This is a genomic window from Nonomuraea sp. NPDC049784 (assembly GCF_040659615.1).
GTDB lineage: Bacteria > Actinomycetota > Actinomycetes > Streptosporangiales > Streptosporangiaceae > Nonomuraea.
In genome coordinates, this window is record NZ_JBFAMX010000390.1 from 1 (window position 1) to 9656 (window position 9656).

The 9656-nt window shown below is 69.8% G+C and carries 11 protein-coding genes, 5 tRNA genes and 2 pseudogenes; 12 read left to right on the top strand and 6 right to left on the bottom strand.

Going from position 1 to position 9656, the window contains the following annotated elements; all coding sequences use genetic code 11:
• On the bottom strand, nucleotides 1-193 hold a 193-nt coding region (locus AB0J09_RS44335), incomplete at its 3' end, for an NAD(P)-binding protein (protein WP_360705215.1).
• Nucleotides 194-287: 94 nt separating this feature from the next.
• Here AB0J09_RS44335 and AB0J09_RS44340 point away from each other — a divergent pair.
• Nucleotides 288-995: a TetR/AcrR family transcriptional regulator gene (locus AB0J09_RS44340; protein ID WP_360705218.1), complete on the top strand. Its 708-nt coding sequence runs from the start codon at nucleotides 288-290 to the stop codon at nucleotides 993-995.
• Here the strand turns inward: AB0J09_RS44340 and AB0J09_RS44345 are convergent.
• Entirely contained in the window at nucleotides 979-1731 is a 753-nt protein-coding gene (locus AB0J09_RS44345; RefSeq protein ID WP_360705221.1) for a MerR family transcriptional regulator, read from the bottom strand. The genes AB0J09_RS44340 and AB0J09_RS44345 overlap by 17 nt on opposite strands.
• 223 nt (nucleotides 1732-1954) lie before the next feature.
• Between AB0J09_RS44345 and AB0J09_RS44350 the strand changes: the two genes are divergently transcribed.
• The 6 genes from AB0J09_RS44350 (at nucleotide 1955) to AB0J09_RS44375 (ending at nucleotide 3470) form a co-directional block, all read left to right on the top strand.
• A tRNA-Ala gene (locus AB0J09_RS44350) sits at nucleotides 1955-2025 on the top strand.
• 30 nt (nucleotides 2026-2055) lie between these two features.
• Nucleotides 2056-2128: transfer RNA gene (locus AB0J09_RS44355), tRNA-Glu, on the top strand.
• A gap of 17 nt (nucleotides 2129-2145) precedes the next feature.
• A tRNA-Arg gene (locus tag AB0J09_RS44360) sits at nucleotides 2146-2220 on the top strand.
• Nucleotides 2221-2232: 12 nt separating this feature from the next.
• Nucleotides 2233-2314, top strand: a tRNA-Tyr gene (locus tag AB0J09_RS44365).
• Between the two features lie 35 nt (nucleotides 2315-2349).
• Nucleotides 2350-2420: transfer RNA gene (locus AB0J09_RS44370), tRNA-Cys, on the top strand.
• A 228-nt stretch (nucleotides 2421-2648) separates the two neighbouring features.
• Nucleotides 2649-3470: a nitroreductase/quinone reductase family protein gene (locus AB0J09_RS44375; protein WP_360705224.1), complete on the top strand. Its 822-nt coding sequence runs from the start codon at nucleotides 2649-2651 to the stop codon at nucleotides 3468-3470.
• Between the two features lie 10 nt (nucleotides 3471-3480).
• Here AB0J09_RS44375 and AB0J09_RS44380 read toward each other — a convergent pair whose 3' ends face one another.
• Complete coding sequence (locus tag AB0J09_RS44380; RefSeq protein ID WP_360705227.1) at nucleotides 3481-3918, bottom strand: helix-turn-helix transcriptional regulator; 438 nt, start codon at nucleotides 3916-3918, stop codon at nucleotides 3481-3483.
• Between the two features lie 110 nt (nucleotides 3919-4028).
• On the opposite strand from AB0J09_RS44380, the pseudogene AB0J09_RS44385 reads away from it, so the two are divergent.
• Nucleotides 4029-4364: pseudogene (locus AB0J09_RS44385) on the top strand (STAS domain-containing protein); the annotation flags it as partial.
• An 86-nt stretch (nucleotides 4365-4450) separates the two neighbouring features.
• Nucleotides 4451-4993, top strand: a complete 543-nt coding sequence (locus AB0J09_RS44390) for a hypothetical protein (protein WP_360705230.1) — start codon at nucleotides 4451-4453, stop codon at nucleotides 4991-4993.
• A 9-nt stretch (nucleotides 4994-5002) separates the two neighbouring features.
• Here AB0J09_RS44390 and AB0J09_RS44395 read toward each other — a convergent pair whose 3' ends face one another.
• Nucleotides 5003-5581, bottom strand: coding sequence for a TetR family transcriptional regulator (locus AB0J09_RS44395; protein ID WP_360705233.1), 579 nt, complete (start codon nucleotides 5579-5581; stop codon nucleotides 5003-5005).
• Nucleotides 5582-5681: 100 nt separating this feature from the next.
• On the opposite strand from AB0J09_RS44395, the gene AB0J09_RS44400 reads away from it, so the two are divergent.
• Together AB0J09_RS44400 and AB0J09_RS44405 are read left to right on the top strand one after the other, a co-directional pair.
• A complete protein-coding gene (locus tag AB0J09_RS44400) occupies nucleotides 5682-6902 on the top strand; it encodes a cytochrome P450 (protein ID WP_360705236.1) in 1221 nt (406 codons plus the stop codon).
• Entirely contained in the window at nucleotides 6899-7258 is a 360-nt protein-coding gene (locus tag AB0J09_RS44405) for a TetR/AcrR family transcriptional regulator C-terminal domain-containing protein (RefSeq protein ID WP_360705237.1), read from the top strand. Before AB0J09_RS44400 ends, AB0J09_RS44405 begins: the two co-directional genes overlap by 4 nt.
• Nucleotides 7259-7264: 6 nt before the next feature.
• Here the strand turns inward: AB0J09_RS44405 and AB0J09_RS44410 are convergent, their stop codons facing one another.
• Nucleotides 7265-8230 (bottom strand): helix-turn-helix domain-containing protein, encoded by a 966-nt coding sequence (locus AB0J09_RS44410; protein ID WP_360705240.1) that lies wholly within the window; start codon nucleotides 8228-8230, stop codon nucleotides 7265-7267.
• Between the two features lie 177 nt (nucleotides 8231-8407).
• On the opposite strand from AB0J09_RS44410, the gene AB0J09_RS44415 reads away from it, so the two are divergent.
• Entirely contained in the window at nucleotides 8408-9385 is a 978-nt protein-coding gene (locus tag AB0J09_RS44415) for a hypothetical protein (protein ID WP_360705243.1), read from the top strand.
• Nucleotides 9386-9488: 103 nt separating this feature from the next.
• Here the strand turns inward: AB0J09_RS44415 and groEL are convergent.
• Nucleotides 9489-9656, bottom strand: a pseudogene (groEL, locus tag AB0J09_RS44420) (chaperonin GroEL); the annotation flags it as partial.

Below are 9656 nucleotides of genomic sequence, written 5' to 3' on the forward strand. Positions count from 1 at the left end.
CGAGCAGCCCGGCCCTGTCCAGTGCCGTCTGGCCCCCGCCGGCGTGCAGGTCGAGGGTGCCGCCCTGGGAGCGGGCGTCCGGTGACGGTTCGCGTTCGAAGACGGTGACGGGGAGGCCGTGGACCTGCAGGACCCGGGCGAGGGTGAGGCCGCCGAGCCCTGCTCCGACGACGGCGATGCGGGGAGAGATCACGAGACTTCCCTTCGATACACTGTATTGGTCAATACACTGTATCAGGACGGACGGTGTATCATCGGGCTGCAGGTTCTAGGGAAGGCGCGATGCGATGACGGCACCACAGGAACCGATGCTCGTCTGGGAGCGGCCGGAGCCGCCGAGCCGGCCGGCGCCCAGCCCGCTGAGCAGGGAGCGGATCGTCCGCGCGGCCATCGACCTAGCCGACCGCGATGGGCTCGACGCGGTGTCCCTGCGCAAGGTCGCCGCCGCGCTCGACGCCGGCCCGATGCGGCTGTACGGCTACCTGTCCACCAAGGAAGAGCTGCTGGACCTGATGGTGGACGAGGTCTACGGAGAGATCGTCCCTTCCGGGCCGGCCGGAGACGACTGGCGGGCGGTGCTGGGGGATCTCTCGCGCCGCACCCGGCAGGCCGCCCTGCGCCACGAGTGGTTCGCCGACCTGCTGGGCAGCCGGCCCCGTCTCGGGCCCAACGCGCTGGCGTTCCTCGAAGCCTCACTGGCCTGCTTGGGGGAAGCGCCGGCCGGCACCGTGATGCGGGTCGTCGGCACCGTGAACGCGTACGTGCTGGGCGCGGTCAGGCGCGAGATCACCGAGCTGCGGGCCGAACGGGCCACCGGCATGAACGAGCAGGAGTGGCAGATCGCCTCGGGCCCGTACCTCACCCGGATGCTGGCCACCGGCCGCTACCCCGCGCTGGCCAGGGTCATCGAGGGCGAAGACGCCAACCCCGACTTCGAGGAGGGCCTCGACTGCGTGCTCGACGGAGTCGCCCCGCTCGTCAGCGGCGGGCGATGAGGCGCATCGCCTGCCGTACGACCTCGGCCTGCGCGGGAGCGAGCCCGTCGAGGAACGGCTCCACCGCCCCCGGCTCCCAGCCGTGCGGGCCCGTGTGCGTCAGCACGTGCTCCACGCTGTAGTCGGCGAGCATCGCGGCCAGCGGCGCCACCCTCGGATCGTCCGGCGAGGCGTCGGCGAGCGCGTCGAGCCTCCGGTAGAACTCGTGCCCGCGCGCCGCCACCTCCGGGTCGGCGGCCAGCGAGCCGAACATCGCGAACGCCCGCTCCCGATCGCCTTCTGTCGCCACGCTGTCCATCAGCACCAGCAGGTCACGGTCCCAGGCCGCCGCCTTTGAGGCGGGCAGGTCCACCGCGCGCAGGAACGCCAGCAGGTCGGGCGAGGCCGTGTCGTCGGGGCCCAGCGTTCCGGTCTCGGCCCGCTCGAGCACCTCGGCCAGGCGGGCGCGGCGTGCCCGGATCTCGTGCTCCTGTCTGGCCAGGTCCGCGTCGATCTCGGCGAGGAGCTCGGGCAGCTGCCTGGAACGGTCGTCCGCGATCACGTCGCGCGCCTCCTCCAGGCTCAGCCCGAGCTCCACGAGGCGACGGACGCGGGCCAGGGCGATGGCGTCCCGCATGCCGTACTCGCGGTAGCCATTGGCCAGGCGCGGCGGCTCCGGCAGGACGCCGTGCTGGTGGTAGTAGCGCACGGTACGGGTGGACACCCCGATCAGCGCGGCGAGCTCTCCGATCCGCATACCTCACCATAAATCATTGGCAATCGCCGAGCCTCACCGGCTATTGTCGAGCACGTCGGAAGAACGAAAGGAAAGGCCAGCCATGCGATTCGCAGCCGAACGCGTCTATTGCCGCCACGCGGCGTGCCGCGGCGCGCTCGTGCTCGCCGGCACGGCTTCTGGATAACCCTCGCGAGAGACCGTCCAGAGGCCGCCGGGTACGTACCGGGCGGCCTTTTTCTTTGGGCTGATGGTGAAAAGGCATCACACCTGCCTTGCAAGCAGGAGTTCAGGTTTCGAGATCCTGTCGGTCCACGTCAGAGCATGTCCGCAACGAAATTCAAAGCCCCGTTGGTCTAGCGGTAAGGACGCCCGGCTTTCACCCGGGAAATCGCCGGTTCGAGTCCGGTACGGGGTACGAACCATTCATTTTCTGGCCCTATAGCTCAATGGAGAGAGCGCCGGCCTACGAAGCCGGGTCTGTTGCAGGTTCGAATCCTGCTGGGGCCGCTGGCCGACCATGCGCGAGCTGGGCACGTCGGTGAGCCCACCCGGCTGTAAACCGGACGCTTCGGCTGTGGCGGTTCGACTCCGTCCTCGCGCACTTCCGCCTCGACCCGACGGGGGCCGGGGCGGCTTGGCGCAGTTCGCCGGTTGCGGAGGCAGGATTGCAAATCCTGTCCGAGCGAGTTCGACTCTCGCCTGCGTCTCTTCGATATCCGAGTTGACATCCTCCCCTGGATTCGCCTGTAATGGCCGTCGCGTCGCGTGACGCCGGCCCGGAGGACGGCGGCGGCATGGAGGCGCCGTATCAAGGGGGATGACGCCGTGGCTTCACATATCACTGGGCGTGCCTGAGCGCACATGCCCCCGCCGCGCATTGCGCGCGCGAGGTTCCCACGTCATCACATCCATCCCGCCTTGGAGCGAATACACGCATGCCCATTGACTTCAACCAGCAGATCATTGAGGAATTCCGGGCCAACCGCGGCCAGGTCGGCGGCCCGTTCGAAGGAGCCAGGCTGCTCCTCCTGACGACCGTCGGAGCGAAGACGGGCGCGTCCCATACGACGCCGCTCGGTTACCTGCCCGACGGCGACCGCATCCTGGTCATCGCCTCGGCCGGGGGCGCGCCCCGGCACCCGGCCTGGTACCACAACCTGCTCGCCAACCCGCAGGTGACCGTAGAGGACGGCGTCTTCACCTATCAGGCGAAGGCGCTCGTGCTGGAGGGCCAGGAACGCGAGCGCTTGTTCGCCCGCGCTGTCGAGGCCGACCCCGGCTGGGGCCGCTACCAGGCCACATCCGGCCGGATCCTGCCCGTGGTGGCGCTCATCCCGATCTTCGGCCCGCCCGCCGGCCCTCTGGGCGACGCGCTCAAGCTGGTGCACGACGCCTTTCGCAGGGAGCTGGCCCGCATCCGCGCGGAGGTCGCCGCGTCGGGCTCTAGCCTGGGCGCGCAGCTGCGCGTCAATTGCCTGACCATGTGCAACAACCTGCACGAGCACCACTCACGCGAGGACGGGTTCGTGTTCCCGGCGCTGGAGGACCGCTATCCGGAGCTCGCCGAGGTCATGGCGCGGCTGCGTGCCGAGCACGAGGTGGTCCAGCGGCTGCTCGAACAGCTCCAGACCCTCCTCGCCGCCGACGACCTGTCCCCCGGCACGCTCCTGAACGAGGTCAACCGGCTCACCGGGGAGGTCGAGGCCCACCTGGAGTACGAGGAGGAGTACCTCGTACCCCTGCTGAACCTGGGCTGAGGTCGGTTCCCTACACCTGATCGGCCACTCTCCCGATCCGCGCCAGCCGGGCCAGCGCGGGGCGGGAGAGAACGGCCTTGATGTCGTGCAAGGCGAGGATCAGCTCCTCGACCCCGTCGATGGGCGACTCCCGCTCCCTGTTGAGCAGGACGCCCCTGTAATCCTCCGGAGTGACGGCCCCGCCGGGCAGCTCGACCCCGCCGTCCTCCACCCGGAACAGCGCCGGGATGGACGTGTCCAGCGCCAGGGCGAGGCCGGTCAGCTCCGCGGCCGTGAAGGAGCGCTGGCCACGCTCGGCCTGGTGAACGGCCTGCCGGCTCCACGGCCTGTCCAGATAGCGCCCCAGGGCCTCGCCCAGCTCGGTGAGCGACAGCCGCCGCTCAGTCCGCAGGCGCGCGATCTGCCGGCCGATGGCCTCTTCCACCCGCATCCGTCCCCCCGGTGTCATCGTGGACAATGACATAGATATGTAGGCATTGACAGCGACTTCTCGGGCAAGCTACTGTACCGCTACAGATTTACCTGTCACTGTCACCGATGACAAGTGGGTGTCGCCACATGCGAGACTTTCAATTAGAGGTGATCGGCCCGGTCGGCGACTGCGCCGTGCTCAAGGTCGCGGGCGAGGTCGATGTGGAGACCGCTCCCTTGGTTCGCCAGCGGCTGGTGGACCTGGCGGGCAAAGGCATCCGCCACGTCATCACCGACATGAGCGGGGTCGAGTTCCTCGACTCGACCGGCCTGGGGGTCCTGGTGGGCGGCCTCAAGCGGCAGCGCACGCAGGGTGGCACGCTCACCCTCGTCACCGACGTGGAGCGCATCCTGCGTGTCTTCCGGATCACGGGGCTCGTCACCGTGCTGCCTCCCCACGCTTCGGTCCCCGAGGCGATCGCCGAGGATCCGAGCTGGCGGCAGGCGGCCGAGGCCAGGTCGGGAAGCGTCGAAGAATGGTGCCGGGCGCACGGCCTGGCCTGACCTCCATGAATGCCGCCTCCGACCGGCACGCCGTCGTCATCCCCGGCGGGAATTACGGACCGCTGGCCGGGCTGCTCGCCTACGCGGGCGAAGCCGCCGCTCGCCGGGGAGCCCACCTCGAGCTGATCTCGTGGACACCACCGCCAGGCCGGCCGCTGGAGGAGCGCTTGCCCTGGGTCCGTGAGCAGGTGGCGCCGGTCGTGGACGGGCTCGCGGCGCCGCTGCTCATCGGCAAGTCGCTCGGCTCGTTCGGCGCCGCCGTGGCGGCGGACCGCGGCCTGCCGGGTGTCTGGTTGACGCCGCTGCTCACGATTCCCGCGTGCGTGGACGCGTTGCGCCGCGCCACGGAGCCGTTCCTCCTCGTCGGCGGCACCGCGGATGACTTCTGGGACGGCGCGCTGGCGCGGGAGCTGACGCCGTACGTGCTCGAGGTCGCCGACGCCGGCCACGGCATGATGGTGCCGGGGCCGCTCTTCAGAAGCGCCGAGGTCCTCGGTCAGGTGACAACGGCCGTGGAGGCTTTCCTCGACGACGTCGTCTGGCGTTGACCGGCGCGGTCACGCGCCCAGCCCCGACTCCAGATGCTCCAGTGCCCGGTCGAGCTCGGCGGGCCCGTCCATTGAGGCGTCCTGCGCCCACTCCAGCCAGACCAGGGCCACGATCCCGAAGACCGCCCCCATGGCGTTCCGCAGCCGGGGATCGTCCCGCCCGTACCCCGTCTTGTCCGTCAGCAACTCGCTGACCTCCCGCAGGAAGCCGGGGGTCCTGCGCAGGTTGGCCGCCACCAGTTCGGGAACGGTCGTCGCGAACACCTCCCGCGCGTGTCCGGCCGCGATCTCCTCGGCCGTCAAGGAGGCGAACGCCGTACGCAACGCACCCCGCAGGACGGTGACCGGCGCGCCCGGCGGCTGGGCCTCGAGTGCCTCCATGAGCGGTGGGAACCGATCGAGCGTGACCAGATGCTCCTTCGTCGGGAAATAGCGGAAGAAGGTGGCGGGGGAAACCTCCGCGGCCTCGGCGATCTGCTCGGTGGTGGTGGCGTGGTAGCCCCGCTCGCGGAAGAGCCTGAACGCTTCGCGGAGGATCGTCTCCCTGGTCCTGGCCTTCTTGCGCTCGCGTAGCCCGCCGTTGCCCATGTGCTCATTCTGCCGTACTCAAAAAATGATGGTGTACTCTCACAAGAGAGTCCACTGTCAGAAACGCAGAGGGCTGCGACCCCGCATTGGAGTTGACCCGATGAGCGATCAGAACGTCGAAACCCCGGTGACCCTGCCCGTCCGGCGTGAGCCCGGCTGCCCGTTCGATCCGCCTCCCGAGCTGGAGCGACACCGCGCCTCCCAGCCGCTGGCCCGCCTGGCCTTCCCTGACGGCCATGTCGGCTGGCTCGTGACCGGCTATGACCCCGCCCGCGCGATCCTGGCCGATTCCCGCTTCAGCGTCCGGCCAGAGCTCAAGCACTCCCCGCTACCCCGGCCGAACGTCCGCCCCGGCGGACACGACAAGCCGGCCGCGCCCGGCTGGTTCGCCAACATGGATCCGCCCGGGCACACCGGGTATCGGCGCCTGCTCACCGGTCAGTTCACCGTGCGCAGGATGAAGGCTCTCGAACCGCGCATCGCCCAGGTCGTCGCCGGCCGGCTGGAGGCCATGGCCGAGTCCGGTCCGCCCGTCGACCTCGTGCAGGCGTTCGCGCTCCCGGTCCCTTCCCTCGTGATCTGCGAACTGCTCGGCGTCCCTTATGAGGACCACGAGTTCTTCGAGAAAGAGACCACCCTGCTCGTCGACCTGGACAACTCCGAGGCGCAGGCCATGACCGCCATGGCGAACCTGGCCGGCTACCTGCGCGACCTGGTCGGGCACAAGCGCTCCCAACCCGCGGAAGACCTGATCAGCGGCCTCATCACCGACGGCGACCTGAGCGACGAGGAGCTGACCAACATCGCCCTGACCCTGCTGGTGGCCGGGCACGAGACCACCGCCAACATGCTCGCCCTCGGCGCCTTCGCCCTTCTGCGGCACCCTGGGCAGCTAGACGCCTTCCGCGTCGACGATTCGCTGACCGACACCGCGGTCGAGGAACTGCTGCGCTACCTGACCATCGTCCACATGGGTGCGCCCAACCGCGCCGCCCTGGAGGACGTCGAGGTGGGCGGCCGGCTCATCCGCAAGGGCGAGACCGTGGTCATGGGGCTGCCCGCGATCAACCGCGACCCGGAGCGGTTCGACGATCCCGCCACCCTGCGGCTCGACCGCGGCAACGCCCGGCAGCACCTGGCCTTCGGGCACGGCGTGCACCAGTGCCTGGGACAACAACTCGCCCGCATCGAGATGCGCATCGCCTACGGTGCGCTGTTCGAGCGCTTCCCCACCCTCCGCCTGGCGGTCGCGCCGGAGGAGGTCCCGATGCGCGAGAGCGCGCTTGCCTACGGGGTGTGGCGGCTGCCGGTCACCTGGTGAGGCAGCAAGGCCATCAGCGACATCCCGGCGGCGCCATCCTGCTGGCCGGCAGCCCCAGCATGCTCAGCCCCGGCGCCCTGTCCCTCATGGAACGTCTCCTGCGAACCCTCGTGGAGGCCGGCGTCCCCAGCGAGCCCCGCATCATCGCCGCCGACACCCTCCTCGGCCACGTCACCGGCTTCGTCCTCCAGGAGCAGAGCGCTCCCCAGACACCGGCCGTCACCGCAGAGACCGCCGACCTGCGCGAACGCTTCCCGTACGTCTTCCAGGAGACACCTCTCCCGAGCCAGGACGAGAAGTTCCAGCAGAGCGTCCGCCTCCTGTGCACGGCCTTCGACGCCCTCATCAAGAGGTGAGCACGGCTAGGCGTAACCGGGTCCGCTGGACCGGAACCGCGAAGGCGAGACGCCGGCCCATGCCACGAACGCCTGCCGTAAGGACTCGGCGGAGGCGAACCCGCAGCGGCGGGCGATGGCGGCGACCGGCTCGCGCGTTGCGGTGAGCAGCAGGGAGGCCGCTTCGAGGCGCGCATCGCGGACCAGCCGCGAGGGGGTCCGGCCGACGTACTCGACGAACAGCCTGCTCAGATGCCGCTCGCTCACCCCCGCGAGCGCGGCAAGGCCGGCGACGCTGAGATCGCCGTCGAGATGGCTGATCACGTGGTCGATGACCCGCCGCACCAGGACCTGGTCGGAGTGCGGAATCTTGTTGAACAGACTCACCTGCGCCTGATTCCCGGGACGCTTCAGGTAGGTGACCATGCCCATGGCCACGCGACGGGCGATCTCGGCTCCGTGGTCCTCTTCGATGAAGGAGAGCGTGAGGTCCAGAGAAGCCGTGACCCCGCCCGACGTCGCCACCGCGCCGTCCCGCACGAAGATCGGCGCCGGGTCGACGTGCACCTGAGGGAAACGCGTGGCGAGCCGTCCGGCCTCGTACCAGTGCGTGGTGGCCCGCCGGTGGTCGAGCAACCCGGCGGCGGCCAGCACGGTCGCCCCGGTGCACACCGACGCGACCCGCCGCGACAGCCCGGCGAGCCGTACGACGTGGCTGACGAACCGCGGGTTGGCGGCGGCGGCCTCGTGGCCCTGCCCACCTGAGATGATCAGGGTGTCGATCGGGCCGTCCATCCCGTCGATCCGGCCCTGCCCGGACAACTCGAGCCCGGAGTCAGACCGCACGGGCCGACCCATCGGGGTCACGAACACGACCTGGTACGCCGGGTCGGCACCCTGTTTGTTGGCAAAGTCGAAGCCGGTGGTCACACACGCGACGTCGACGAGCTCGATGCCGTCGAAACCGACAACGACGATCAGCCGCCCCACCATGGCTCCACCATACGAGTGAGCGGCTGAGCTATGCGGACAGAAATCCCAGCGAAACGGACAAGCTCGCCGCCGCCGCGATCCGCGAACCTCCTGTCCCATCGATGCTGCTGGCATGCGTCGCATGGTCCGCACCTGGAGCGACGTCCCCTCCGGGCTGACGACAGGGAGATGGCAGCGATGCACGAGACGACTCCATGGCCGGGCGTCAAGGAGTGGCACCGGCCGCTGCTGCTGGTCGCGGCCGCGACCGCGCCGTTCGTTGTGATCTCGCTCGCCGGAATCGTGCTGGACGATCGCGTCCTGGTCGGTGCGCCGATCTGGTTCAAACCGTTCAAGTTCGCGGTGTCGATCGTGATCTACGCGGTGACCTGGTCGTGGCTGGTGGCCTACTTGCCACGGCATCGGCTGGTCCGATGGTCCGCGGCGGTCATCGCGGCCTCGCTGGCGATCGAGTACGTGATCATCGTCGGCCAGGTGGTGCGGGGCCGCCAGAGCCACTTCAACGTCGCCACCCCCCTCGACGCCGTCTTGTGGGCCACCATGGCCACGTCGATCGCCCTGCTCTGGCTCGCCAACCTCGTCGTCGCCGTCTTCCTGATGCGCCGGCAGATCGGCGGCCGACCGCTCACCTGGGCGGTACGCGCCGGGACTGTCATCTCGCTGTTCGGCATGGGGGTGGCCTTCATGATGACCCGGCCGACCGCCGCGCAGCGGGACTCGCTGCGCGACGGCGGTTTCGCCGGGATCATCGGCGGGCACAGCGTGGGCGTCGTGGACGGTGGGCCGATCATGCCGGTCACCGGTTGGAACACCGCCGGAGGCGACCTGCGGGTCACGCACTTCATCGGCATCCATGCGCTGCAGGTGCTGCCTCTGCTGGCCATACTGCTGTCACTATTGGCCGGGCGGGTACCTCTGCTGGGTGCGGAGACCGTCCGAACCCGGCTCGTCCTCGTCGCCTCCGCCGGGTACGCCGGACTCACCGGCCTCACGTTGTGGCAGGCGCTGCGCGGCCAGCCGCTGATCCGCCCGGACGAGCTCACGCTGGTGGTCGCCGGTGTACTGCTGGGGCTCGTCGTGGCCGGGGCTGTGACGGTGATCGGCGCGGGCTGGGCCGCATCGCCGGGACGTCCCGGCCGTCAGCCTCGGTTGTAGTCCGCGAGCCCCCTGCGCGACAAGGGCGCGGACGCCGTCGCGGAAACGGCCCGCGATCGCGGCCGCCCGGTGGAGGTCGACCGAGACGAAGTCGAAGAGCGTCTTAGAAGTCCATGTCGCCGCCGCCCGGCATGGCCGGAGCGGCAGGGGTCTTCTCGGGCTTCTCCGCGATGACGGCCTCGGTGGTGAGGAAGAGCGCCGCGATGGAGGCGGCGTTCTGCAGCGCGGAGCGCGTCACCTTGGCCGGGTCGAGGATGCCCGCCTCGAACAT

What these genes read in the sequence shown, in the direction of transcription:
- AB0J09_RS44340 (WP_360705218.1), top strand. Translation starts at nt 288, where the DNA reads ATGACGGCACCACAGGAACCGATGCTCGTCTGGGAGCGGCCGGAGCCG.
- AB0J09_RS44345 (WP_360705221.1), bottom strand. Translation starts at nt 1,731, where the DNA reads ATGCGGATCGGAGAGCTCGCCGCGCTGATCGGGGTGTCCACCCGTACC.
- AB0J09_RS44375 (WP_360705224.1), top strand. Translation starts at nt 2,649, where the DNA reads ATGCCCATTGACTTCAACCAGCAGATCATTGAGGAATTCCGGGCCAAC.
- AB0J09_RS44380 (WP_360705227.1), bottom strand. Translation starts at nt 3,918, where the DNA reads ATGACACCGGGGGGACGGATGCGGGTGGAAGAGGCCATCGGCCGGCAG.
- AB0J09_RS44390 (WP_360705230.1), top strand. Translation starts at nt 4,451, where the DNA reads ATGAATGCCGCCTCCGACCGGCACGCCGTCGTCATCCCCGGCGGGAAT.
- AB0J09_RS44395 (WP_360705233.1), bottom strand. Translation starts at nt 5,581, where the DNA reads ATGGGCAACGGCGGGCTACGCGAGCGCAAGAAGGCCAGGACCAGGGAG.
- AB0J09_RS44400 (WP_360705236.1), top strand. Translation starts at nt 5,682, where the DNA reads ATGAGCGATCAGAACGTCGAAACCCCGGTGACCCTGCCCGTCCGGCGT.
- AB0J09_RS44410 (WP_360705240.1), bottom strand. Translation starts at nt 8,230, where the DNA reads ATGGTGGGGCGGCTGATCGTCGTTGTCGGTTTCGACGGCATCGAGCTC.
- AB0J09_RS44415 (WP_360705243.1), top strand. Translation starts at nt 8,408, where the DNA reads ATGCACGAGACGACTCCATGGCCGGGCGTCAAGGAGTGGCACCGGCCG.